The organism is Mucilaginibacter jinjuensis (assembly GCF_028596025.1).
In the GTDB taxonomy this organism is placed as follows: domain Bacteria; phylum Bacteroidota; class Bacteroidia; order Sphingobacteriales; family Sphingobacteriaceae; genus Mucilaginibacter; species Mucilaginibacter jinjuensis.
Genome location: NZ_CP117167.1, coordinates 5,034,683 through 5,059,366, shown reverse-complemented (window position 1 = coordinate 5,059,366; position 24,684 = coordinate 5,034,683). Strand labels below are relative to the sequence as shown.

Genomic DNA, 24,684 nt, shown 5'->3' with positions numbered 1-24,684 from the left:
ATGCCTATATATAGTAAAGAAGAAGCACAGGCTTTATTAAAGAAGGTGCTTAGTTATTCAAAAGCCGATGAGTGCGAAGTGAGCCTGAGAGGTAACGACGGTGGTAACATCCGTACAGCCTTAAATGCAGTTTCAACCGCCGGCGATATCAGTACTGTTGGTTTAGCTGTAAGCTCTGTTTTTGGTAAAAAAACAGGTACAGCAACCATCAATGAGTTTGATGATGCATCGCTGGAAAAAGTGGTTCGCCGCTCTGAAGAATTAGCACAACTGGCACCGGAAAACCCGGAAACTATGCCGATGCTCGGTCCGCAAAAGTTTGAGGATTCTATCCAGTACAATGCAAAAACTGCAGCCATGACACCAGAAAGCCGTGCCGAGATGATTGGCAAAGCTTTCGATGTTACCAAAGCTGCTAATTTGCAGGCTGCAGGTTTCCTTGAAAATACAACCCGTTTTACCGCGGTAATGAACTCTAAAGGTTTGTTTGCCTACGATAAATCAACCGATGTAATTTACTCGGTAACCACCCGTAATGCGGCAGGTACCGTATCTGGTTATGCTGCACGTGGTTTTACTGATGTAAGCAAATTGGATACTGCAAGCGCAACCAAAATTGCATCACAAAAAGCATTAAGCTCTGCCAATGCCAAAGCTATTGAGCCGGGTAAATATACTGTGATCCTTGAGCCTGTTGCCGGTGTTTATATGTTGGAAAACATGTTCCGCTTTGATGCACGTAGTGCAGAAGAAGGCCGTAGCTTCCTGAGCAAAAAGGGTGGAGGTACCCGTTTAGGCGAAAAACTGATGGACGAGAAGGTGAACATCTACTCAGATCCATTCAACACCGAACTGCCTGGCCCAACCTGGAGCAACGAAGGCCAGCGTTTAGAGCGTACCGACTGGATTAAAGAAGGTGTGGTTAAAAACCTGAGCTACTCGCGTTATTGGGCACAGAAAAAAGGTGTACAACCTGTACCCGGCCCAAGCAATATTATTATGGATGGTGGTACTACCAGCCTCGAAGAAATGATTAAGAGCACCGAGCGTGGTATCCTGGTATCGCGTTTATGGTACATCCGTATGGTTGACCCACAATCGCTGCTATTAACCGGGTTGACCCGTGATGGTACTTTCTACATCGAGAACGGTAAGATCATGTTCCCGGTTAAAAATTTCCGTTTTAACGAGAGCCCGGTAATTATGCTGAATAACGTGGAAGCCCTGGGTAAACCAGAGCGCACCATCAGCGTTGAAAGCTACCGCAGCTATCTGATCCCGCCAATGAAGATCAGGGACTTTACGTTCACTTCGTTGTCAGACGCGGTTTAAATTTTAGAATCAAGACACAAGAAACAAGAGCCAAGAAAAGCTCACCAGAATGTTGTAATATCAAGCCCTCTCACTTCGAGAGGGCTTTTTTGTGCTTGAAGGTCTTGTTTCTTGTCTCTTGGTTCTTGCCTCTCTTCCTCGGTTTAACATTTTTTAACTCCATCTTCAAGCAATTATTTTTAAATTTGAAGAATGTTTCGTTGGGGTTTTGTATTGATATTCTCGCTTTTAGCATCTTTTGCTTATGCTCAGCAGCATACCCAGGAGGGTATTGTTTATGAGAATAAAACGCATGTTGCCCTGGCAGGTATCAACATCGAAAACCTGAACGGCAAGTTTAAAACCCAGACTGATAAGCAAGGCCGGTTCATCATTCAGGCTAAAATGAGCGATATGCTGGTGTTTAACGGGTTTGGTTATAAAGCCGATACCGTTGTGGTTACCGATCTGCACGCACGCGAATTTTACCTCGATCCGTTACAGCACATGCTGAACGAAGTAGAGATCAACGGCAAAGGTGCCGCAAATTCAGCTGCATTTTTTGTACCTAAAGACCCCCAGTTTCATAACCAAACCATGAACTACCAACGCGATGTTGATCGTCCTGGTGCTTCTGGTGCAATAAAAGGTGGGATCAACCTACGCGTATGGTCTAACAAAAAGACCGAGAACGATGCCAAGAAGAAAGAGCTGGAAGCTAAAAATGATAAGATAACCGCACAAATCCAACAAGCCTTTAGTAAAGAAAGCATCGAGAAATACGTCCCCCTTAAAGACCAGGAACTGCATAGTTTTGTAATGCGCTACTCGCCCGATATAGAAACCTTCACCAGCGAAGATTTTAACCTGGCTTTGTACATTAACAAATGCTACAAAGAGTTTGTAAAGCTCCCGGCGGAGGAAAGATTGAAGACTTCGATTTTCGGGAATTAAAACCCCACCCCAGCCCTCCCCGAAGGGGAGGGAGTCAAAAAACAATCTTCCACTTTGTCATTTCGACGATAGGAGAAATCTTCTGCTCCAGGATTTTCCTCGGCAACTATTACATCTTAAGTTTAAAAGATTGGCCATCAATAAATTCTCCTTTCGAAAGCGTAACGGCAATTTTTTGATCCACAGTGTAACCAAGGGTTTCTCCACTTTTTAATGTGATATCATTACCAATTACATAAGATGTAATATTTAATAAAAAGTTATATAATTCTTCCAAATCCAGCTTTGAATCAACGATTTCCATCTCTTGTTTCTCAAACTCAGTCAAACCATAAGTATAGACGTTGTTTCCTGTCGCGGATGCTCTGAGCCCAATATACACCCATAATGGTACAGGTAAGCTATTGTGTTTTAATTCCTCAACAATGTCAAGGTATTGTTTCCGGGGTGTTAATAATGACTGAGATCCATTGTAAATTCCGATTGCATTAGAGGCTGTTAGAATTGAAGATATAACCTTACTCAAAATCTTAAACCTCTCCAACGGGCTCTTTTGCCCAGCCATTATTGTTACAATGGCATGTCCTGTATGATCTTTTAGTTCATTCATTGCATTTGGCCAGTTGTATGCATATTGTGCAGTTCCTTCAATATCTTCTTGTGGAATTTGACCATCTATATAAGCCATTGCCACGGTCTCGCCATCTATCTTAAAAGCTGCGGCATCATCGTCACCTTCAATATCTGTAGGTTCAATATCCCAGTCCGATTGTAGTGACTCTATTACCTTATTAACCTGATAACGCTCGTTATTATTAAACATTGGCATAGCAAGTAAAATCTTACTTTTTAGTTTGGGCGTATTTTTTTTGAAAAGGTTAAAGAGGCTCATTTATCGTGAATTGAGATTGAAGATAGCATAATCCTTGTGATTTAGTCAACCAAATAAAAGAGCGCTGTCATCCTGAGCTCCGTCGAAGGATAAAGGGCTGGCCTCTGCATCATCCTTCGACGGAGCTCAGGATGACACCCCAGTTGATTTCAGATTCCAACCGCACAACTCTTGTCTCCTGCTTCTTGTCTCTTGTTTCTATTTCCGCTATATTGTGTTCTTAAAACTATTGCCTTGAAAAGAAAAGACTTCCTTTATTTAAGCGGGATGGGTTTGGGTGCAGCCATGTTCGCCAATGTTCCTGTAATTGGTTCACCGCTACATATTGAAGATGCATTGGCGCCTGCTGATGTAGCCAATAAAAAGCGAATGGCCGATGTGGCCCTTAACGCTGCAAAATCAAAGGGAGCTACCTACGCCGATGTGCGGATAGGGCGATATCTTAATCAATCTGTAATAACCCGCGAAACCCGGGTGCAAAACGTAGCCAACACCGAAAGCTATGGTATGGGTATCCGCGTGCTGGCAAACGGTTGCTGGGGCTTTGCCGCTACCGATAAAATGGATAACGACAGCATTGCCAAAGCCGCAGACCTGGCTGTCCGCATCGCCAAAGAAAACTCTAAATTACTGAGCGAACCCGTGCAGTTGGCTCCGCAAAAAGGCTATGGTGAGGTGAGTTGGAAAACCCCGATTGAAAAAAACGCGTTCGAGGTACCGATAAAAGATAAGGTAGATCTGTTGCTGGCTGCCAATAACGCGGCACTATCAGCAGGAGCTAATTATGTGAACAACCAGTTGTTTATGATTAACGAGCAGAAGTATTTTGCTTCTACCGATGGCTCGTATATCGATCAGGATATCCACCGCATCTGGCCTACATTTACCATCACCAAAACAGATGCTAAGACCGGCAAGTTTGAGACCCGCAACTCGCTAAGCGCACCGATGGGCATGGGTTTTGAATACCTGATCCCTGATAAATCAACCGTATTAAATGGCTTGTTCCCCATCTACCGTACCCGTTACGATATGATTGAGGATGCCAAAACCGGCACCGCCCAGTTAGATGAAAAACTAAAGGCCAAACCGCTTGAGCCGGGTAAATATGATTTGATACTCGACCCAACCAATTTGTTCTTAACCATTCACGAATCAGTTGGCCACCCAACAGAGCTTGATCGTGTGTTAGGTTACGAAGCCAACTTTGCCGGTACCAGTTTCCTGACACTTGATAAATGGAAATCCGGCAAATTTAACTTCGGTAGTAACATTGTAAATTTTGTGGGCGATAAACAGCAACACGGTGGCCTGGCTACTGTTGGTTATGATGACGAAGGCGTTAAATGCGGTAAGTGGGATTTAATTAAAGATGGTATCCTGGTTAACTACCAAACCATCCGCGATCAGGCACATATCCTCGGCCTCAATGCTTCGCAAGGCTGCTGTTACGCCCAAAGCTGGGACGATGTGCAGTTTCAGCGGATGCCAAACGTAAGTTTACAACCGGGCAAAGCCAAGCTGTCGCCTGCCGAACTGATCAAAAACACCGAGAAAGGTTTATACATGTTCGGCCGCAACTCATACTCTATTGATCAACAACGCTATAACTTCCAGTTCAGCAGTCAGCTTTGTTATGAGATTAAAGACGGCAAAATAGCCGGCATGGTTAGCGGCGCGGCCTACCAGGCCAACACCCAGGAGTTCTGGAACTCATGCTCGGCCATTTGCGACGAAAGCGATTACCGTTTAGGCGGTTCCTTCTTCGATGGCAAAGGCCAGCCAAGCCAGGTAAGTGCCGTATCGCACGGTTGCTCTACGAGTAAGTTTGATAAGGTTAATGTGATTAATACTTCCCGTAAGATTTAATTCCTCGCAATGACGTTCCTGGTTTATATTTCCTTTTAATCTCCCGTAACAAATCGATTACAGCCAGCGTCTAAACAATGAACCAAATCACTATATTTAGCACAAGACTACTAACTGACAACCAACATAGTTTACATCACTAACTAAACTCTTACTATTTTGAACAGAAAAAATTTCCTTTATCTAACAGGCATGGGCATCGGGGGTGCTATGCTCAAAGGGATACCAGTTATCGGTTCGCCCATATCTGCCGAGGCAGCTATGCAGGGTGGTATCGATGTTGCCCTAAAAAAACGCATGGCCGATGTTGCGCTTAATGCCGCACGGTCAAAAGGCGCAACGTATACAGATGTACGTATTGGCCGCTACCTACGCCAGTTTGTGGTAACCCGCGAAGAGAAAGTACAAAACGTAGTAAATACCGAAAGCTATGGCATGGGGATCCGTGTGCTGGCCAACGGTTGCTGGGGCTTTGCTGCTACCGACAAAATGGATAACGACAGCATTGCCAAAGCAGCAGCAGCTGCGGTAGCTATTGCCAAAGAGAATGCACGCATCCAGACAGAACCTGTGCAATTAGCCCCTCAAAAGGGTTATGGCGAGGTAAACTGGAAAACACCTATCGAAAAAAATGCTTTCGAAGTACCTATTAAAGATAAAGTTGACTTGTTATTGAAGGTAAATGACACCGCCATGAAAGCCGGTGCCAATTATATTACCTCCATTATTTTTTCTGTTAACGAGCAAAAATATTTTGCATCAACCGATGGTTCATACATAGACCAGGATGTACACCGTATCTGGCCTACATTTTTTGCAACCCATGTTGATGCTAAATCTGGCAAATTTGAAACCCGTAATGCATTAAGTTCGCCGCGTGGTATGGGGTATGAATACCTGATACCTAAAGCAGCTGATAAAATTACAAACATGCCAACCACGTTATATCGTAATAGCTACGATATGATAGAGGATGCCGGTTTTGCAGGTAAACAGGGTGCCGAGAAAATGGCTGCCAAATCTGTAGAAGCAGGTAAATACGATCTGATCCTCGATCCATCAAACCTTTGGTTAACCATCCACGAATCTGTTGGTCACCCTTCAGAGCTCGACCGTGTGCTGGGTTACGAGGCCAACTTTGCCGGTACCAGTTTCCTTACTCTGGATAAATGGAAATCGGGCAAATTTAACTTCGGTAGCAAAAACGTAAACATTTTGGCTGATAAACTGCAACCGGGCTCGCTTGGTGCCGTTGGTTATGACGACGAAGGTGTTAAATGTGGCCAGTGGGATATTATTAAAGATGGTATTTTGGTTAATTACCAAACCATTCGTGATCAGGCCCACATTATCGGGCTTAATGCTTCACAAGGCTGCTGTTATGCTGATGGATGGAGCGATGTGCAGTTCCAGCGCATGCCGAATATTTCGCTGCAGCCGGGCAAAGCACCGCTTACCCCAACAGAACTGATTAAAAACGTAGAAAAAGGTATCTACATTGTTGGTGATAGCTCATTCTCTATCGATCAGCAACGTTATAACTTCCAGTTCAGCGGTCAGCTTTACTACGAGGTTAAAAACGGTAAGATAGTAGGTATGCTTAACGATGTGGCTTACCAGTCAAACACCCAGGAGTTCTGGAACTCGTGCGTGGCCGTTTGCGATAAGAGCGATTACCGTTTAGGTGGCTCATTCTTCGACGGTAAAGGCCAGCCAGAGCAGGTAAGCGCCGTATCTCACGGATCATCAACCGCACGATTTAATGGAGTTAACATCATCAACACAGCAAGAAAAATCTAAAAAAATATTATGGCTATATTAAGTGAAGAAGAAGCGCGCTCGCTCATGAAAAAAGCGCTCAGCTACTCTAAAGCCGATGAGTGTGAGATTAACCTTAACGGTTCGGATAGCGCCAATATTCGTTATGCACGTAACTCGGTATCAACCAGCGGCGCCATTGGGCAAACCAGCTTGGTGGTATCATCAGCATTCGGCAAAAAATTAGGTGTAGCAACTATCAATGAGTATGACGATGCCTCGTTAGAGAAAGTAGTACGCCGCTCTGAAGAACTGGCGCAACTGGCACCAGAGAACCCGGAGTTTATGCCGTTTTTAGGACCACAGACCTACGCGCCGCAAAACCCTAAAATGTACGATCAAAAAACGGCTGAAATGTCGCCTAAACTGCGTACAGACATGGTTGCACAAAGTTTACAGGTGGCTAAAGATAATAAGCTCACCGCAGCCGGCTTTTTGCAAAATACAGGCAGTTTTGCCGCCATGATGAATTCGCATGGTTTATTTGCCTATAACACAGCCAGCGATATTAATTTTTCGGTAACCCTGCGCAGCGAAGACGGTAAAGGTTCGGGCTATGCCTCGAGAGATTACGAGGATTATACCAAAATGGATACCTTAAACCTTACCAAAGTGGCTGCTCAAAAAGCAACTGCTTCTGTAACGGCTAAAGCAATTGAACCGGGTAAGTACACCGTAATTTTAGAACCATCTGCAGGTATTGTATTGTTAGAGCAATTATACGGCGGCCTTGATGCACGTAGTGCCGATGAAGGCCGCAGCTTTTTAAGTAAACCAGGTGGTGGCACCAAATTAGGCGATAAACTGGTTGACGAACGCGTAACCATTTACTCTGACCCGCAAAATCCCGACCTGCCAAGCAGCAGTTGGAATGGTGATGGCCGCCCACAGGAGCGTGTTAACTGGATTGAGAAAGGTGTGATTAAAAACTTATCATACTCACGTTACTGGGCACAGAAAAAAGGTGTTAAGGCAGTACCCGGCCCGGATGCTATTACAATGATGGGTGGCGACCAATCATTGGAAGACCTGATTAAAGGAACAGAAAGAGGTATCCTGGTTACCCGTTTATGGTACATTCGCCCGGTTGACCCGCAAACCTTACTGTACACTGGCTTAACCCGTGATGGTACTTTTTACATTGAGAACGGTCAGATCAAGTTCCCGGTTAAAAACTTCCGTTTCAACGAAAGCCCGATCATTATGCTCAACAACCTGGAAGCCCTTGGCCGCCCGGAACGTGCAGTAAGCGGCGAATCATTCCAAAGCGCAATGATCCCACCAATGAAGATCAGGGACTTTACATTCAGCTCTTTATCAGACGCTGTATAGGCTTTAGAAGTAAGAGGCAAGAAACAAGAATCAAGATAGGAAAGGCCCCCGGGTTTCGGGGCCTTTTTTGTTATTATGTGGTGTGTTGGCTGTCACACTGAGCCCCGTCGAAGTGTCGCGCGCAGAGGCCTGCCCACCATGCTTCGAGTGCCTCAGCATGACAGCCTTCCTTGCGATTGTGAACCTATACCAATCTATCCTTCACCACCAAAGTTCCCGCCACCATATCATGCAAGCACTGCTGCCTTTTGTTGAAGAAGTTAAGCATGTAACCTACGCATAAAGTCAATACAGAAAATACCTTAGCGAAGTTTCTGCCAATGGCCGTGCCGGTACTAATAGGATAGCCTTGCATATCCGTTACCTTAATTTTTAAGATCTGTTTGCCATGGGTAGCCTGCTTAGGGCCGCTCTCCATTACAATGTGGTAGATGAGATAAGCTACGGGAATTACAACCAATAGGCTTCCACTTAAGATCATGTTGAGCATTTTAACCGGTGATATCAGAACGATCAATAAAGTAGGTACAACAAACACGCCGGTAACAATCAGCCAGTCGATTATTGATGCTAACAAGCGCTGATCAAAACTACCAAAGTATTGCGGGATGACCGGCGGTTTGGCAAAGCCGAGGATTTCGCGAAGTTCGAGGATCTCGTGTGCTTCCTTGTAATCTATCATGGCCTCGGTTTTCACGAAGTCTGTAGGTTTAAGTCCCTTGGCTTTCAGCTCGGTGATGCTGAAAGGGCCTTCGGGTTTACCGCTGATAACCATGATGTATGTTTGTGGCATGTTTTAAATATAGCGTAATTATCGCTTCCTGATTTACCCCTTATTACAGCCAGTGCAAATTGCAGCAATTGAGTGTTCCCCTAAATTAGGGGAAATCAGAGGCAGTGCCATCGCAAAAACTTTAATAAGGGGCAAATCGTAGCGAGTGTTTTAAATATAAAAAAACCGCTTTGTAAAAATGCACAAAGCGGTTTTTAGCTTATGATAGTGTAGGGTTCGGTTTTAGTATCTGCGTACTTTAAAGTCTGATAAGCCGCCGCTTATCGTGATATAGATCTTGTTTTTAGCTGCGTCGAACCCTGGGGTTTTGTACTCGTTGTTGCCATCGCTGTTAAAGCCATCAAAGTTGTTTGATGATAGCCCGGTGCTGCTGGTAATCATACAAGCTGCATCCTTAGGTACACTCACGGTAATATCTGATACACCCGATGAAATGGTAACCTTAGTATTATCGGCTACAGGCTGCCCCAGCTTAATGCTGAATGATGCCGCACCACCACTTAATACCAATGAACGTACTTTAAATTTAGCCAGATCAAAATCCAGGCTGGTTGCGCCTGCTTTGATATTTACATCCCATAATGGCAATGTGTTTAATTTCAGCGTAGCGGTGTTGGCTTTGTTGTCGCCCCAGGTAAAGCTTCTGCGGTGTTCGTTGTTCATGTTAAAATCAACTACGCTTACAGAATCTTCGATACGGTTTTTCAAAGTGTACCTGCCAGAGAATTCTTTTACATCTGCCGTAAAAAGTTGATTAGTGGTATCGCTCAGGTTATAAGTTGTACCACCGCCGCTTAGGTTTAAGCGGGCCAGTTTTGTACCTGTTGCAAATGGTGTGCTGTAAAAGCTGTTACCATCAACCTTAACCATATTACCCAGGTGCATAGTGCTATCGCTATCATCATTGTTATCATTATCATCGTCGCTCATGTCCATATCGTCATCATCGCTGTCTTTATGGTGATGGCCGTTGAAGTAGAACATCGGGAAACGGTAGCGGTTACCAAAATCTCCGAACAACAATAAACCAAAGCCAATAATAATAACAGTGAGTTTAACTACAGTTGCCCAGATGGTGCGGTTATTGGCAAATATTAAGTTAACGCCTGCAATTACCAGGAATATAGGCCACAGGTGAAATATGTTGCTCCAGTGGAAGTGCAGGTACCCAAAATTTCTCAGCAGGACAACGGCCCCAATGAGCACCAGGATAACGCCCGGTGTGATTTTTTCTCTTCTCATTATATTTCAGTTGAAGGGTTATCGTTGCTTGGTTCTTCTTTAACCTCGGCTTGCGGTTCTTGTTTTACTTCGCCGGTTTGCTGCCAGGTTTGTACTGGTTTTGGTTTGCTGCTGCCCCTAAACATTAATGTTAAACCAATTACAACCAGTATTACAGGCCACCATTGGCTAAAATCCCAGTCGGGGATAATGTTAAATTCATCCAGTAAAAAGCCTCCGCCTAAAAGTATCAATACCAGTCCGCCAATTAAAGCAGCAGTTGATGGATGCTTTTGTGGTTGCGGCACAAAAGTAGAAGTTGGCTGGTAAGATGGGTTTGCAGCTTGATATTGCTGATAAGGCGAACCCGGAGTAGGGGGCACAGTATAATCAACCGGCGGTACATAATTAAAAGGTTTTTTAGGCAATACAATCCAAAGGATGATGTACAGCAAACCGCCGCCGCCTTTTAAAATTAGGGTTAACACAAATACCAGACGTACTATTGATACATCAATACCAAAGTAGTCGGCTAAGCCGGCACAAACACCACTAATTACTTTGTGATGTTCGTCGCGATATAATTTCTTTTCCATGATTTGTTTTTGTTTTTGAGTGATATTTAAATCTGGCCAAAAACGGGTGTTATGGTGATTTCGTTAACATTAGCTCCGGCACTCATATTGTAAATCGCAATTACGCCCGAAGCAATGTCCTCTGGCAATACCATTTTGTTAGCATCAACCGCCATGCCATCCCATGAAGAAGTTAGCGTTGAGCCCGGTATTACCGAGGTTACTTTTACACCATATTGTTGCATTTCCAGCCTCATTATATTACTAAGACTAAGTGTCGCGGCTTTTGTTACAGTGTATGTGCCTGCTTCTATAACCGGGGTTATGGCGGCTATAGAACAGATGTTAAAGATATGTCCATCTTTTGCCGCAGCCAGTTTTTTGCCGAAATAACGGTAAAGCTCATAAGCAGGGCGCAGGTTGGCATTCATTAACACATCGAAGGTATCTTCGGCATCATCCATAATAGAAGTAGGCTGGTAGATGCCCACATTGTTAACAATCACATGGATCTGCCCCAGTTCTGCTTCTGCTTTTTGGGCAAAGTTGAGGAGTTGTTCTTTTTTACTGGCATCGGCCTGTACCGTTACTATGCTGATCTGCTGGTTAATACTTTGCAGCTCTGCCTTTATTTGTTCTAAATCTTTTATATTTCGTGAACAAATTGCAAGGTTTAATCCTTGTTTAGCAAAAGCAAAAGCGATAGCCCGGCCCATGCCCTTGGTAGCACCTGTAATTAAAGCGTTTTTCATGCTTAAAATTACCCATTTGTTATTAGCTGTAAAGCCTGCTGATTAAAAAATGTATTTTTGACTCAAATTATTTAGAATAGTAGAATGTTTACCTCTTTCGGCAGATACATCTTGTTATTGCGCTTAAGCTTTAGAAAGCCTGAAAAGTTCAGTGTTTACTGGGGCGAAGTAATGCGCGAAATGGTTTCCATCGGCGTTGGCTCATTGGGTATCATCAGCATTATTTCGGTGTTTATTGGTGCGGCAACCACTATACAGGTGGCGTTTCAATTAAACAGCCCATTGGTACCGGGCAGTGTTGCGGGTAGTATTGCACGCGATAGTACCATCCTTGAATTTAGTCCGACCATCTCGGCGCTTGTATTGGCGGGTAGGGTGGGTTCCAGCATTGCATCGCAAATTGGTACTATGCGGGTTACCGAGCAGATAGATGCATTGGAAATTATGGGTGTTAATGCGCCCGGTTATCTTATCGCCCCCAAAATTATCGGAGGGCTTACTATGTTCCCCATGCTGGTTATTATATCAATATGCCTGGGTATTTCTGGTGGTTATATTGCTTGTTTAGCTTCAGGCGATGTATCTACTGTTGATTATATCAGCGGTTTACGCGATGGTTTTTTGCCATTAACCATCCAGGTAGCCATTGTTAAGTCAATCGTATTCGGATTCATTATTACTTCTATCTGTGCTTACCAGGGTTTTTATACTACGGGTGGTGCGCTTGAAGTAGGCCAGTCTGCAACCAGGGGCGTTGTATACAGTTGCGTAATGGTTTTATTTGCAGATTTAGTTATTACCCGTTTAATGTTATGATTGAGATTAAAGACATCTATAAAACGTTTGGTGATAACGAAGTACTAAAAGGCATTACTGCCGATTTTAAGCCGGGCAAAAATAATTTGATCATAGGCGGTTCGGGTTCTGGGAAAACCACTTTGCTTAAGTGTATTGTGGGTTTGCACGAACCTACCAAAGGCAACGTGATTTTCGACGGTGAAAATTTTACAGAGATGGATTTCGAACAGCGCGTACCTATCCGTAAGCAAATCGGGATGCTGTTTCAAAACTCGGCTTTGTTTGATTCGATGACAGTTGAGCAGAATATCATTTTTCCGCTGAATCTGTTCACCACCATGTCTAAAGCCGAAAAGCTGGAAAGAGCCAATTTTTGTTTAGGGCGGGTTAACCTCGAAGGAAAGAATAAACTGTACCCGTCCGAACTTTCGGGTGGTATGAAAAAGCGTGTGGGTATTGCGCGTGCCATTTCGATGGAACCTAAATATCTTTTTGTGGATGAACCCAACTCGGGCCTCGATCCGCAAACCTCTATCGTGATCGACGAGTTAATCGCAGAATTAACCCTCGAGTACAAGATAACAACCGTAATGGTTACCCACGATATGAACTCTGTAATGGGTATTGGCGACCATATTATCTTTCTACACCAGGGCCAAAAATGGTGGGAAGGATCGAACAAAGAAATTGCACACACCGATAATAAAGAACTAAACTCATTTGTATTTGCCAGCAAGTTTATGCAGGCAGCGAGGGAGAAGTTATAATATAGTTTCGAGTAGTGAGTAGCGAGTTACGAGTGCTTTGAAGAATTTAGTAGTGTATAAAAGGTAAATATTATCTTTGCAATGTAATTTATAAAGCCGGTTGTCTGGTATTCATAACTCGAAACTCACAACCCGGTACTCAAAACTAAAATATGATCCAACTCCTTACGCCCCAGCACTGGAAAGACTACGAATTAATTGATTGCGGCAATTTCGAAAAGCTGGAACGTTTTGGCGATGTTATAACCGTTAGGCCCGAGCCACAAGCTGTTTGGGCTAAAATTTTACCCGATAGCGAATGGACGCGTTTGCAAACCATCCGTTTCAGGGGCCGTTCGGCAACCTCGGGCGATTGGGTGAAGAAGAACCCTAAAACGCCTGACCGCTGGCACATCGGTTACAAAAATGATGATGCGGCCATTCAGTTCCGTTTAGCATTAACTTCATTTAAGCACGTTGGTATTTTCCCCGAACAAGCTGTAAACTGGGATTATATCTCTAAGCATGTTAAACAATTTAAGGCCAAAAGCCCTAAGGTGCTTAACCTTTTTGCTTATACCGGCGGCGCATCATTAATAGCAAGGGCTGCCGGAGCAGATACCACACACGTAGATTCTATCCGCCAGGTGGTGAGCTGGGCTAATGAAAACCAGGAATTATCGAGCCTCGAAAACATCCGCTGGGTGGTAGAAGATGCTTTGAAATTTGTAAAACGCGAATTAAAACGCGGCAAAAAATATAACGGTATCATCCTCGATCCACCTGCTTATGGCCACGGCCCTAACGGCGAAAAATGGAAACTGGAAGACCATATCAATGAAATGATGCAGGATGTTGTGCAGCTTTTAGACCCCGAAGAGCATTTCCTGATCCTGAACACCTACTCACTGGGTTTCTCATCTGTTATTGTAGAAAATTTAATCCGCAGCGCTTTCCCCAAAGTAGAAAACCTGGAAACAGGTGAGCTTTATTTACAGGCCACATCAGGTATTAAATTACCTTTGGGCGTATTCGGTAAGTTCTATAAAACAAAAGAATAGCAGGATATTACTGAAATGAGTAATCTTTTACGAAATCAAATCAACTATTAAATAATTTTAACCATCTTGGTACTGGTTAATCGAAACCTTAAGCAGCATACTTTACAACCATATTTAAATGAAATTTAAAGCTTTTTTACTAACGGGGTCCATGGCTTTGGCATCCGTATTACTGTTTACCAACTGCAGTAATGGCAGCAAAACCACCGCAAAAACAACTACTAAAACAACAACTGTAACAGACAGTACCAAAAAAACTGCTGTTGCCGATACGGATACCCTGTCTGTTGTAAAAACAACTTACCCGCCGTTGGATAAAGCTAAGTATGATTCGCTGATGAAGTATTTGGCCAATGGCGATACCACAGGGAAATGGCCGGTAAAAGGTGCACCTTATCCTTTGGATGGCGCAATCCTGCCGTTTAAAAGGGTAGTGGCTTACTATGGTAACTTGTACTCTAAAAAAATGGGTATTTTGGGCGAACTGCCACCTAATGAAATGCTTGCCAAATTAAAAGGCGAAGTAAAAACATGGGAAAAAATTGATCCAACCATCCCTGTTCAACCAGCCCTGCACTACATTGCAGTAGTAGCCAGCGGCGATCCGGGTAAAGATGGTAAATACCGCCACCGCATGCCGTTTAAGCAGATTGACAGCGTTTTGGTACTGGCTAAAAAAGCACATGCTATTGTGTTTTTAGATGTACAGGTATCATTAAGCAATATCCAGACTGAGTTGCCATTGTTAGAGAAATATCTGATTATGCCGCAGGTGCACTTCGGTATGGATCCTGAATTCTCGATGAAAGACGGAACCCACCCGGGCAAAAAAATCGGTACTTATGATGCTGCCGATGTAAATTATGTATCGGGCTACCTGGCTAACCTGGTTAACAAATACCACTTGCCTCCAAAAATTTTGATCGTTCACCGCTTTACTAAAAAGATGCTGACCAACTATCAGAACATTAAACTGCGTAAAGAAGTTCAAACTGTAATTGATATGGATGGCTGGGGCGAACCTGATTTGAAAACAGGTACTTACCGTTACTTTATCCACAATGAGCCGGTACAGTTTACAGGCTTTAAATTGTTCTACAAAAACGATATTAAGAAAGCACCTCACCACATGCTAACGCCTGCTGAGGTGATGAAAAACTATAAACCACACCCTATCTACATTCAATACCAGTAATAGGATTATGGTTCGCTGGGGTATTATAGGGACAGGCCGGATCTCGCACCGTTTTATGCAGGGCCTGGCTACGGTTAAAGATGCAAGTTTTACAGGTGCATGGAGCAGAAGGGCAGAACCGGTAAACGATTTTGTATCGAAATATGGAGGCCGGGTTTTTGCTTCGGTAGATGAACTTTTAGCCGCATCAGATATTGATGCGGTTTATATTGCTACCCTGCCCGATAGCCACAAGCATTACAGCATTGCTGCGCTTAAAGCAGGTAAGCATGTATTGTGCGAAAAGCCGTCGGCTGTAAACTTACCCCAGCTGGAAGAAATATTGGCTGTTGCCAAACAGCAAAATTTATTATTTATGGAGGCCATGAAGCCTCCATTTTTTCCTTTATACCGTGTACTTAAAAAACACCTGGAGACTGATCCCATCGGTCCGGTTGGGTATGTGCGCGCCGGTTCATCGGTTGCAGGTTTAGAGCCGGAACATCCTAATTTTAGCCATGCCGGTATCGGCGGGGGCCTAATGGCCATTGCCCCTTATGAAGTTTTCCTCGCTGCCGATTGGCTGGGTAATGCGCTTGAAGTGCAAACCATGGGGCATTTTGGCGATAAGCGGGTAGATATGTTCAGCATGTTTCAAACCCGCCATCAAAATGGTTATGCACAACTGTATTGCGGTTTCGAACTGCATGGCAAAGGCGATGCCTTAATCTGCGGAACCCTCGGCAATATCACCATCCACAAAAACTGGTGGAACCCATCAAAAGCTACTATCGATTACCTCGACGGCCACGTTGTTGAACTGGATGAACCCTTCACTGCGGGAGGCCTCAATTACGAAACAGAACATTTTTGTCAGTTGATTGAAGATGGCCTAACCGAGAGCCCGGTAATTACACACGATTTGTCGCGCGAAATGATTAGTATGTTGGATAAAGCAAGGGCGCAGATTGGGTTGAAGTTTGAGGGAGAATAACATGATAAGAGAGACACAAAATATTGTGCCTCTACGTAAAATATAGAATTGTAGAGACACAAAATTTTGTGTCTCTTTTTTTTGAACCATTCCAGAGCGCTGTCATGCTGAGCCCCGTCGAAGCATAAGCGTCGGCCCTCTGCACCATACTTCGACGGGGTTACCCATGAAAAGTTTGTTTTTTTCTTGTTCCTTTTGGTATTCAAGCTTGCCGTCATTGCGAGGAACGAAGCAATCCCCGATTTACAGAGCAGCTCTGTATAGTTCGCGATTGCTTCGTTCCTCGCAATGACGAACTTATTTAAAAATTTGTAATTACATTTTTAAAGGCTCCGGATTTTACAACTCTGTATGACAATCCTTGCTTAATTATTGTTGAAAAACGTATATTGATTTTTCAAATCATTACCCAATGAAAATCAAATGCCTGCTCCTAATCATAGCCACCTTATTTTGCCAACACAGTTTCGGACAGCTGAATTCTAAAGCGAGTGCAGTTATAAGCCTGATCGGAGATCAGATCAATAGTGACCTACAAAAAGATAACCTGCACGGTAGTATCTCGGTAGCTATTGTAAAAAATGATCAGGTGATTTGGGCCGGAGCCTTTGGCTATGCAAAAATGGAGCAGAATATTCCTGCTGATACCAATAATATTTATCGGATAGGCTCTATAACCAAGGTTTTCACTGCCGCTTTATTGATGCAAATGGTAGAAGAAGGCAAAATAAAGCCGGATGATCCGGTTGAAAACTATCTGCCTGAAATTAAGAATCTGAAAGATTATAATAAATACAGCAAGATCACTTTCAGGCAACTGGCCTCGCACACAGCCGGACTAAAACGCGAACCCGATTTGCATGGTGCAGATGTTGGACCACTCGATCAGTGGGAGCAAAAGGTTCTGGCATGTATCCCCAAAACCTCCTACAACAGTAAGCCGGGCGAACTGTTCCTGTACTCCAATATCGGCTTCGCTATGCTTGGGTTGGCCGTCTCACGGGCTGCCGGTGTGCCTTATATGCAAATGGTGCAGCAACGGATCTTAGATCCGTTACACATGACCGATACTTACTTTGCATTACCCGAGGATAAGCTACCCCGACTTGCCGAAGGTATGTCGAACGGAAATGGCGAAGTTAACATTGATTTACCAGTGCGTGAATTGAAAGGCCGGGGTTATCGTGTACCCAATGGTGGAATTTACTCAACCCCACGCGACCTGGCTAAGTTTGCCTTGTCGCTGATAGGTAAGCCTGCCTTACTCTCAACTCAAAGCCGTAAACAAATGCAGGAAGTGCCGCCAGGTGGAGAAAAATATGGACTTGGATTGATGCTTTACAAAAGTGCAGACCTGGATGTGATTGGGCACAACGGTTCGGTGCCGGGTTATACTTCAGAAATGGCTATCGATCAATCAAGCGGTTATGCCGTTATCCTGATGCGTAATTATAATATAGGCAGCACAAATTTAACAGCGATAGCCCATTTGCTTTTAAAAACTCTAAAGCAAACTGATTAAATTATAAAGATAGTTGTTGCTTGAAACTAAATTTACTGAAACACAGTCATTTGTAAATCCATGCTTTTTTATAGGGCTGTTTTTGCTTATTTTTCTACCTAACCTTATTACATAATTCATGAAACAACTAAAAGTTGCGCTATTATTAGCCGTTCTCTCAATCACATTATTTTCCTGCAAAAAAGACAGCAAAGACGATTCTCAACCAGATTCTTCTAAGCCATCTATGTCGTTTAAGTTAAATGGCACACTCGAGCAAACTTCAATTGCACCCGTAGCTCAGTGGTACACCAGCAGCGGTGCAAATAATACCCTACAGGTTTTAGGCCAGGTTAGTACCACAGAAGGCATTGGCCTTGGGCTCGAAAACCCTAAAGTGGGCACTTATGATGTAGTAAAAGACAATTTGATTGTTGCCTATACTTCAAAAACAGATACGTACCAGGCAACTTCGGGTAGTATTACCATAACGGCATTTTCTGGCTCATTTGTAACCGGCACATTCCAGTTTACCGGTACAAATTTTTCAAATTCAAAAACGGTAACAATTACCGAAGGGAAGTTTACCTCATCTGTAAGTAAGCTATAAAATAAAACGAGGCAGAAAGTCCTTAACAAAAGAGACACAAAATATTGTGTCTCTACATTAATATGATACGTAGAGGCACAATACTTTGTGCCTCTTTTTGTTTTATTTAACCTTTATAACCACACTCGCACCCTGCAAACCTTCACTCTCTGCAGTTAAATTAACTGCGCCGGCTTTTTCTTTAGCCTGAATAATGGCCAATGCCAATCCATGAAACGCTTTACGGTATGATGCTTTAAAAGGATCATGACTAACCGGGTCACCGTTATCAACGCTGGCAATGAAACCCTGACCGTTGATTTTGAAGTTAACGCGGTTCTCAGCATCAGGTACTACGTTACCGTCTTTATCCAAAATTTTAATGGTTACAAAAGATAGGTCTTTACCATCGGCTTTAATATTGTTTCGATCTGGAATCAGTTCAATTTTGGCAGCTTTACCGGCGGTGTTAATGGTACGGGTTAAGACTACTTTACCATTTAAGCGTGATACCGCTTTCAATGTTCCGGCTTCAAATGGTACACGCCACATTACGTGCAGGTCTTCGCCCTGTTTTTTTTTAACGCTCAGAGATTTTCCATTCAGGAATAGTTCAACCTCGTCTGCATGGTTATAATACGCCCAGATGTCAACCACCTTACCCGGTTTCCAGTTCCAGTGCGGGAAAATGTGGAGCACAGGTTTATCAGCCCATTCGCTTTGGTACATGTAGTAAACATCTTTCGGGAATCCTGCCAGGTCAATAATACCAAAGTAAGAGCTGCGCGATGGCCAGCTGTACGGTGTAGGTTCGCCCAGGTAATCAAAGCCGGTCCAGATATACATGCCTGAGAGATAGTTGTGTTTCTTAATCAGTTTCCAGGTTTCCTCGTGCAGTGAACCCCATGGTGCCGAAACATTATCGTAAGCCGAAACTACGTTGCCGTTACCATCGGGGTTGCTAAACGGTTTATCCCAGGCAATAGGCCATCTGCGGATACTATCCGAAGGCATATCATAAAAACCACGTGTTTCCAAAGCCGAAGTAGTTTCGGTACCGATGAATTTCATGCCGGGGAAATCGTCATGGAATTTCTCATAAAGCTGGTGATGATAATTATAACCAACCAAATCAACCGCACCCGATTTAACGATCTGGTTAAACTTAGTAGGCTGATCATTTGCGGTAGTAATTGGGCGGCTTTGGTCAAGGCTGTGTACAATACGGGCCAGTTCCGGCGCTATTCGTAAAGCAGCAGTGTCAGCCTGTTGAGGTATCTCGTTTCCAATACTCCATATAAAAACGCTCGGGTGGTTACGGTCGCGCAGGATCTGATCTTCCAGATCGCGTTTGTGCCATTGTTTAAAGTACAGGTGATAATCGTAATCAACCTTGCCCTTTTCCCAGCAATCAAAAGCCTCATCCATTACAATAAAGCCCATTTTATCGCACAGATCAAGCAATTCAGGTGCAGGTGGATTGTGGGAAGTACGAATGCCGTTACAGCCCATCTCTTTTAAAATCTGTAGCTGACGCTCCAAAGCACGGGTATTGACTGCTGCACCCAAGCTGCCCAGATCATGATGATCGCACGCACCTAAAATTTTAACAGGTTTGCCATTCAGAATAAAGCCCTTATCGGCATCAAACACAAAAGAGCGGATACCCACATTGGTGGTGTAAGTATCTAAAACTGTTTTGCCCTGCGTAATTTTGGTAACCGCTTTATACAAATAAGGCTGGTCTACCGACCATAGCACCGGCGATTTAACAGTTAAAGTTTGGTTTACAGTAGAGATAGAATCGGAAAGAGTTATATTACTTTTAATATTGCTTACTATTGCTTTGCCCTGCGCATTGTAAATAGTAGTATTTATATTAACGCTTGATGCAGGCATTTTTAGGCGAACCTTGGTACTTACCAATACATCTGCCGATTGTGCGTTTACCCTCGGTGTACTTACATAAGTTCCCCAGTTATTTACCGCAATCCTGTTGGTTTTAACCAGCCATACATTACGGTAAATACCCGAACCCGAATACCAACGCGAGTTAGGCTGAACAGAATTATCAACCTTAACAACAATAACGTTTGTGCCACCAAACTTTAGGTAGGGAGTAAGTTCGTACCTGAAAGAGATATAACCGTTAGGCCTGAAACCCAAATGATGGCCATTGATCCATACATCGCTTTTCTGATAAACGCCGCCGAAATCAATATAAATGATCTTGTTTTTATCGGTAGTTGGGATGGTAAAAGTTTTACGGTACCAGCCTAAGCCACCCGGTAGTGCACCGCCTTCGGGTTTGGCAGGGTTGTCTTTGCTGAAGGTACCTTCAATGCTCCAGTCGTGCGGCAGATCGAGTTGTCGCCATAGTTTATCGTTAAATGATGTACTTTCTACGTTTTTGTCATCGCCCAAATGAAAGCGCCAGCCCTTATCAAAATCGAGCGTTTGGCGGCCTGATTGTGCTTTAGCGGCATAAAATGGCAAGAGCATCAACACAAATAGCAATGCCACGGTGACCTTAATGGCCTGTGTTTTAACTGGAAACATGAGTATATAGGTTTTAACTGTAAGTTAGACAGTAAATATAACACTATTTAAAACATATTATAAAAAACTAAATAAAGCATCGGCCTCCGGGTTATCCAGCTTGGTGCTTTTGCGTTCGCCGTTTACGGTGGTATGGATCATGTTAATCTGTTCGGGGTGGGCAGTGTACAACAAATCATCATGCACGGTAACCTGTTTCACTTTGCTAATGCCCTTTACCTCGAAATAACTCCACGCGCCATCTTCCTGTATTTCATAACCAACAAAGCTGAGGTTAAGCGGTTTGCCATCAGCTTTAATAATGAGGTGCTTTTTTATGTAATCCGCAATCATTTGGTTTACCTGTGCTTTGTCCTTTGGTTTTACAATGTCGATACCAGGTTTTGCGGTTTTATTCAGCTCACGTTCAAGATCATCGTAAAACATGCGGCAGCTAATTTCTATCGACTGATTTTTGGCGTTATGATTAATCTCGGTAACGCTAACATAGAAGGGATGGAACAGCAAAAGCCAGCAAAAAGTTAAAAATTGTAACATCATTGTGTTAGTACATGGATTTTAGGCCAAAATACGCTATTATTATCCTTTTATTTTTACCCCGTGCAGGATTTTGGTTTATATTTCGAGTTAGGTTGGCAACATATATGTAATTGGGCGGGATATGACCATATTTTATTTGTAACTGTACTCTGCGGAACGTATTTATTGGCCGATTGGCGTAAAGTTTTAATTTTAGTAACCGCTTTTACCATCGGTCATTCCATAACATTGGCATTAAGCGTGTTAAATGTGATCCATATTAACAGTTCTTTGATCGAATTTCTGATTCCGGTTACCATTGTATTCACCAGTTTGGTCAATATTTTAAAACCACAACGCAGCGAAGCCACCATGAAACTGAATTATGTGCTGGCGATGTTCTTCGGGCTGATCCACGGCATGGGCTTCTCTAATTATTTAAAAAGTTTGCTGGGTACCAGCACCAATATAGTAGGTCAGCTTTTTGCATTTAACATCGGGCTCGAGTTTGGGCAGGTGTTAATTGTGCTCACGGCGCTGCTTATCTCTTTTTTGTGTATCAATTTTGCCAAAGTAAAACGCCGCGACTGGACGCTGTTCCTGTCGTCGGCTATCTTCGGCATTGCTTTCATCATGTGTATAGAACGTTTTCAATTAATAAAATTTAGATGAGAAAAATCTACGTTTCAGTTTTTGCTTTACTGTTAGGTTCTGGTGCTTTTGCGCAGAACGATAACAATCCAAAATCAAACCACGGCAACAAGTTTGAGCAGCTGGGCCAAATGCTGGCCGACCCGAACGAGTACCGTTCGGCATCGGGCGCACCGGGACCAAAGTACTGGCAACAAAAAGCCGATTACGATATCAGCGCTACGCTTGATGACGATAAACAGCGTTTGGATGGTGTTGAAACCATTACTTACTACAATAACTCGCCCGATCCTCTGACTTATATGTGGATCCAGCTTGATGAAAACCAGCACAAAAAAGATGGTGAAAGCTCGAAGTTTGACGAGAGCAAAATGAAGGACAAAATGACCCTGCGCGAACTGCAAGGCATTATGGGTCACAACCTCGATCTGGGCGATCATATCGTATCCATCAAAGATGAAGCAGGTAACCCGCTTACCTATATCATCAATGAAACCATGATGCGTGTGGAGTTACCACAAACGCTGAAACCGGGTGCCAAGTTTAAATTTAAAATTGCCTGGTGGTATAACATCTCAGACCGTTTAACCATTGGTGGCCGTGGCGGTTACGAGTATTTCCCGGAAGATAAAAACTACCTGTACACCATGGCGCAATGGTATCCGCGTATGGCAGTTTACAGCGATTTCCAGGGCTGGCAAAACAAGCAGTTTACTGGTCGTGGTGAGTTTGCTTTAACCTTTGGCGATTTTAAAGTACACTTAAATGTACCTGCCGATCATTTTGTAGGTGGTACCGGTGTATGCTCTAACTATGCACAAACGCTTACTGCTGCACAATTACATCGCTGGGAGCAGGCGCAAACTGCTAAAGAGCCTGTTGAAATTGTAACCCTTGCCGAAGTTAAAAAACAAATGCAAGGCCATGCCACCGCCCGTAAAACCTGGGATTTCCATGCCGAAAACGTGCGCGATTTTGCCTGGGTATCATCACGCCGTGTGGTTTGGGATGCGATGGCTACGCATATTGATGGCGGTAAAACTGTTATGGCGATGAGTATTTACGGTCCTGAGGCTTATCCATTATACCGTCGTTACTCAACCAAACTGGTTGCACACACATTGAAAGTCTATTCAAAACATACTTTCCCTTATCCTTACCCGGCTGCAACTTCGGTTGAGGCTTCAAACGGTATGGAGTATCCGATGATTTGTTTCAACAATGGCCGTGCAGATAAAGACGGTACTTACAGCGAGGCGGTTAAATATGCCATGACAGGTGTAATTATCCACGAAGTTGGCCACAACTTTTTCCCGATGATCGTTAACTCAGACGAGCGCCAGTGGACCTGGATGGATGAAGGTTTAAATACTTTCTGCCAGTTTTTGGCTGAGCAGGAGTGGGATAACAAATACCCATCGCAACGCGGCCCTGCTGCTAAGATTGTGGATTACATGAAATTGCCTGCCGATCAGCTGGAGCCGATTATGACCAATTCTGAGAACATTGTTCGCTTTGGTCCTAATGCTTATGCAAAACCGGCTACTGCGTTAAATATCCTGCGCGAAACCGTAATGGGCCGATCTTTATTTGATTACGCGTTTAAAACCTACGCACACCGCTGGGCATTTAAGCACCCAACACCAACCGACTTTTTCCGCACGATGGAAGATGCCTCGGCAGTTGATCTGGACTGGTTCTGGCGTGGTTGGTTCTACGGAATTGACCCGGTTGATATTTCGTTAGACAGCGTTAAATACTACCGTTTAGATACCAAGAACCCGGAAGTTGAAGGCAGCTACAACAAGGCTATGGCTGATAAAAACATGCAGCACATCAGCGCTACCCGTAATAAAGAAGAGGGAATTAAATTTGCTGTAGAAGGTGATACTTCCCTGCAAGATTTTTATGGCAAGTACGATAAGTTTGCAGCAACACCATTAAGCAAAAAAAGCTACCAGACTTTGTACGATGCTTTGAGCCCTGAAGAAAAGAAATTCTACGAAAACAAAAACTTCTTTTACGAACTCGATCTTAGCAATAAAGGCGGCTGTGTAATGCCGCTGATTATTGAGTGGACTTATACCGATGGCACTAAAGAAGTAGAACGCATTTCGGCCTACATCTGGCGCAAAAACGAAAAGAATATCACCAAGGTATTCGCCAAAACCAAAGAAGTAAAATCGATAAAAATAGATCCGTTTAAAGAAACGGCTGATATTGACGAGAACAACAACTCGTGGCCGCGCGAATACACACCATCGAGGTTCGAACTGTTTAAAAGCCAGGGAGGCCCAAGAGGTGCATCATCAGGCAGCAACCCGATGAAAGAATCACTGCAAAAATCAAACTAATAAGGAAAGCCCCGATGAAAATCGGGGCTTCTTTGTTTAAAGAAGCTTTGTCATTCAGAGCGCCAGCGAAGAATCTTCTTCATGCGACATTAACGCTGTACAGATATAACGCCTACTTATTAAACGCAGAAGATTCTTCGCTGGCGCTCTGAATGACAAAACCAATGTAGTGGATAGAGCTTTTTACTTTATGATATGTTTTTGACTCCCTCTCCAAAGGA

The 24,684-nt window shown here is 43.6% G+C and carries 21 protein-coding genes; 14 read left to right on the top strand and 7 right to left on the bottom strand.

Annotated features, from left to right (window positions below):
- Both PQO05_RS21810 and PQO05_RS21805 read left to right on the top strand, forming a co-directional pair.
- Positions 1-1,332 (top strand): TldD/PmbA family protein, encoded by a 1,332-nt coding sequence (locus PQO05_RS21810; protein WP_273629565.1) that lies wholly within the window; start codon positions 1-3, stop codon positions 1,330-1,332.
- 192 nt (positions 1,333-1,524) lie between these two features.
- Entirely contained in the window at positions 1,525-2,265 is a 741-nt protein-coding gene (locus PQO05_RS21805; protein ID WP_273629564.1) for a peptidase associated/transthyretin-like domain-containing protein, read from the top strand.
- A 109-nt stretch (positions 2,266-2,374) separates the two neighbouring features.
- On the opposite strand, the gene PQO05_RS21800 is transcribed toward PQO05_RS21805, so the two are convergent.
- A complete protein-coding gene (locus tag PQO05_RS21800; RefSeq protein ID WP_273629563.1) occupies positions 2,375-3,157 on the bottom strand; it encodes a DUF4261 domain-containing protein in 783 nt (260 codons plus the stop codon).
- A gap of 234 nt (positions 3,158-3,391) precedes the next feature.
- On the opposite strand from PQO05_RS21800, the gene PQO05_RS21795 reads away from it, so the two are divergent.
- The 3 genes from PQO05_RS21795 (at position 3,392) to PQO05_RS21785 (ending at position 8,176) form a co-directional block, all read left to right on the top strand.
- Positions 3,392-5,026, top strand: a complete 1,635-nt coding sequence (locus tag PQO05_RS21795; protein WP_273629562.1) for a TldD/PmbA family protein — start codon at positions 3,392-3,394, stop codon at positions 5,024-5,026.
- A 159-nt stretch (positions 5,027-5,185) separates the two neighbouring features.
- On the top strand, positions 5,186-6,826 hold the full coding sequence (locus tag PQO05_RS21790; RefSeq protein ID WP_273629561.1) for a TldD/PmbA family protein: 1,641 nt from the start codon (positions 5,186-5,188) through the stop codon (positions 6,824-6,826).
- Positions 6,827-6,835: 9 nt separating this feature from the next.
- Positions 6,836-8,176 (top strand): TldD/PmbA family protein, encoded by a 1,341-nt coding sequence (locus tag PQO05_RS21785; protein WP_273629560.1) that lies wholly within the window; start codon positions 6,836-6,838, stop codon positions 8,174-8,176.
- A 184-nt stretch (positions 8,177-8,360) separates the two neighbouring features.
- Here PQO05_RS21785 and PQO05_RS21780 read toward each other — a convergent pair whose 3' ends face one another.
- The 4 genes from PQO05_RS21780 to PQO05_RS21765 all read right to left on the bottom strand — a co-directional run bounded on the left by PQO05_RS21780 (position 8,361) and on the right by PQO05_RS21765 (position 11,517).
- Complete coding sequence (locus PQO05_RS21780; RefSeq protein ID WP_273629559.1) at positions 8,361-8,969, bottom strand: RDD family protein; 609 nt, start codon at positions 8,967-8,969, stop codon at positions 8,361-8,363.
- A 222-nt stretch (positions 8,970-9,191) separates the two neighbouring features.
- The gene (locus PQO05_RS21775; protein WP_273629558.1) at positions 9,192-10,211 is read right to left on the bottom strand and encodes a LiaI-LiaF-like domain-containing protein; all 1,020 of its coding nucleotides are present in this window, start codon (positions 10,209-10,211) and stop codon (positions 9,192-9,194) included.
- On the bottom strand, positions 10,211-10,786 hold the full coding sequence (locus PQO05_RS21770; protein WP_273629557.1) for a PspC domain-containing protein: 576 nt from the start codon (positions 10,784-10,786) through the stop codon (positions 10,211-10,213). The genes PQO05_RS21775 and PQO05_RS21770 overlap by 1 nt, the downstream gene beginning before the upstream one ends.
- 26 nt (positions 10,787-10,812) lie before the next feature.
- Entirely contained in the window at positions 10,813-11,517 is a 705-nt protein-coding gene (locus PQO05_RS21765; protein ID WP_273629556.1) for an SDR family oxidoreductase, read from the bottom strand.
- Between the two features lie 84 nt (positions 11,518-11,601).
- Here PQO05_RS21765 and PQO05_RS21760 point away from each other — a divergent pair, with 84 nt between their 5' ends.
- The 7 genes from PQO05_RS21760 to PQO05_RS21730 all read left to right on the top strand — a co-directional run bounded on the left by PQO05_RS21760 (position 11,602) and on the right by PQO05_RS21730 (position 18,401).
- Positions 11,602-12,333, top strand: coding sequence for an MlaE family ABC transporter permease (locus tag PQO05_RS21760; RefSeq protein ID WP_273629555.1), 732 nt, complete (start codon positions 11,602-11,604; stop codon positions 12,331-12,333).
- Positions 12,330-13,082, top strand: coding sequence for an ABC transporter ATP-binding protein (locus tag PQO05_RS21755; RefSeq protein ID WP_273629554.1), 753 nt, complete (start codon positions 12,330-12,332; stop codon positions 13,080-13,082). Before PQO05_RS21760 ends, PQO05_RS21755 begins: the two co-directional genes overlap by 4 nt.
- A gap of 152 nt (positions 13,083-13,234) precedes the next feature.
- The gene (locus tag PQO05_RS21750; protein ID WP_273629553.1) at positions 13,235-14,122 is read left to right on the top strand and encodes a class I SAM-dependent methyltransferase; all 888 of its coding nucleotides are present in this window, start codon (positions 13,235-13,237) and stop codon (positions 14,120-14,122) included.
- 118 nt (positions 14,123-14,240) lie between these two features.
- Entirely contained in the window at positions 14,241-15,317 is a 1,077-nt protein-coding gene (locus tag PQO05_RS21745) for a hypothetical protein (RefSeq protein ID WP_273629552.1), read from the top strand.
- 7 nt (positions 15,318-15,324) lie between these two features.
- Complete coding sequence (locus PQO05_RS21740) at positions 15,325-16,290, top strand: Gfo/Idh/MocA family protein (RefSeq protein WP_273629551.1); 966 nt, start codon at positions 15,325-15,327, stop codon at positions 16,288-16,290.
- Between the two features lie 412 nt (positions 16,291-16,702).
- A complete protein-coding gene (locus PQO05_RS21735) occupies positions 16,703-17,812 on the top strand; it encodes a serine hydrolase domain-containing protein (protein WP_273629550.1) in 1,110 nt (369 codons plus the stop codon).
- A 118-nt stretch (positions 17,813-17,930) separates the two neighbouring features.
- Positions 17,931-18,401, top strand: coding sequence for a DUF6252 domain-containing protein (locus PQO05_RS21730; protein WP_273629549.1), 471 nt, complete (start codon positions 17,931-17,933; stop codon positions 18,399-18,401).
- A 102-nt stretch (positions 18,402-18,503) separates the two neighbouring features.
- Here PQO05_RS21730 and galB read toward each other — a convergent pair whose 3' ends face one another.
- Complete coding sequence (galB, locus tag PQO05_RS21725) at positions 18,504-20,939, bottom strand: beta-galactosidase GalB (RefSeq protein WP_273629548.1); 2,436 nt, start codon at positions 20,937-20,939, stop codon at positions 18,504-18,506.
- A gap of 57 nt (positions 20,940-20,996) precedes the next feature.
- Positions 20,997-21,479, bottom strand: coding sequence for a DUF6702 family protein (locus PQO05_RS21720; protein ID WP_273629547.1), 483 nt, complete (start codon positions 21,477-21,479; stop codon positions 20,997-20,999).
- Positions 21,480-21,539: 60 nt separating this feature from the next.
- Here PQO05_RS21720 and PQO05_RS21715 point away from each other — a divergent pair, with 60 nt between their 5' ends.
- Together PQO05_RS21715 and PQO05_RS21710 are read left to right on the top strand one after the other, a co-directional pair.
- Complete coding sequence (locus PQO05_RS21715; protein WP_273629546.1) at positions 21,540-22,130, top strand: HupE/UreJ family protein; 591 nt, start codon at positions 21,540-21,542, stop codon at positions 22,128-22,130.
- Positions 22,127-24,463: a M1 family metallopeptidase gene (locus PQO05_RS21710; RefSeq protein ID WP_273629545.1), complete on the top strand. Its 2,337-nt coding sequence runs from the start codon at positions 22,127-22,129 to the stop codon at positions 24,461-24,463. Before PQO05_RS21715 ends, PQO05_RS21710 begins: the two co-directional genes overlap by 4 nt.
- Positions 24,464-24,684 lie beyond the last annotated feature (221 nt).

What these genes read in the sequence shown, in the direction of transcription:
- PQO05_RS21710 (WP_273629545.1), top strand. Translation starts at nt 22,127, where the DNA reads ATGAGAAAAATCTACGTTTCAGTTTTTGCTTTACTGTTAGGTTCTGGT.
- PQO05_RS21755 (WP_273629554.1), top strand. Translation starts at nt 12,330, where the DNA reads ATGATTGAGATTAAAGACATCTATAAAACGTTTGGTGATAACGAAGTA.
- PQO05_RS21765 (WP_273629556.1), bottom strand. Translation starts at nt 11,517, where the DNA reads ATGAAAAACGCTTTAATTACAGGTGCTACCAAGGGCATGGGCCGGGCT.
- PQO05_RS21730 (WP_273629549.1), top strand. Translation starts at nt 17,931, where the DNA reads ATGAAACAACTAAAAGTTGCGCTATTATTAGCCGTTCTCTCAATCACA.
- PQO05_RS21720 (WP_273629547.1), bottom strand. Translation starts at nt 21,479, where the DNA reads ATGATGTTACAATTTTTAACTTTTTGCTGGCTTTTGCTGTTCCATCCC.
- PQO05_RS21770 (WP_273629557.1), bottom strand. Translation starts at nt 10,786, where the DNA reads ATGGAAAAGAAATTATATCGCGACGAACATCACAAAGTAATTAGTGGT.
- PQO05_RS21775 (WP_273629558.1), bottom strand. Translation starts at nt 10,211, where the DNA reads ATGAGAAGAGAAAAAATCACACCGGGCGTTATCCTGGTGCTCATTGGG.
- PQO05_RS21810 (WP_273629565.1), top strand. Translation starts at nt 1, where the DNA reads ATGCCTATATATAGTAAAGAAGAAGCACAGGCTTTATTAAAGAAGGTG.
- PQO05_RS21780 (WP_273629559.1), bottom strand. Translation starts at nt 8,969, where the DNA reads ATGCCACAAACATACATCATGGTTATCAGCGGTAAACCCGAAGGCCCT.
- PQO05_RS21750 (WP_273629553.1), top strand. Translation starts at nt 13,235, where the DNA reads ATGATCCAACTCCTTACGCCCCAGCACTGGAAAGACTACGAATTAATT.
- PQO05_RS21800 (WP_273629563.1), bottom strand. Translation starts at nt 3,157, where the DNA reads ATGAGCCTCTTTAACCTTTTCAAAAAAAATACGCCCAAACTAAAAAGT.
- PQO05_RS21760 (WP_273629555.1), top strand. Translation starts at nt 11,602, where the DNA reads ATGTTTACCTCTTTCGGCAGATACATCTTGTTATTGCGCTTAAGCTTT.
- PQO05_RS21740 (WP_273629551.1), top strand. Translation starts at nt 15,325, where the DNA reads ATGGTTCGCTGGGGTATTATAGGGACAGGCCGGATCTCGCACCGTTTT.
- PQO05_RS21745 (WP_273629552.1), top strand. Translation starts at nt 14,241, where the DNA reads ATGAAATTTAAAGCTTTTTTACTAACGGGGTCCATGGCTTTGGCATCC.
- galB (WP_273629548.1), bottom strand. Translation starts at nt 20,939, where the DNA reads ATGTTTCCAGTTAAAACACAGGCCATTAAGGTCACCGTGGCATTGCTA.
- PQO05_RS21735 (WP_273629550.1), top strand. Translation starts at nt 16,703, where the DNA reads ATGAAAATCAAATGCCTGCTCCTAATCATAGCCACCTTATTTTGCCAA.
- PQO05_RS21805 (WP_273629564.1), top strand. Translation starts at nt 1,525, where the DNA reads ATGTTTCGTTGGGGTTTTGTATTGATATTCTCGCTTTTAGCATCTTTT.
- PQO05_RS21785 (WP_273629560.1), top strand. Translation starts at nt 6,836, where the DNA reads ATGGCTATATTAAGTGAAGAAGAAGCGCGCTCGCTCATGAAAAAAGCG.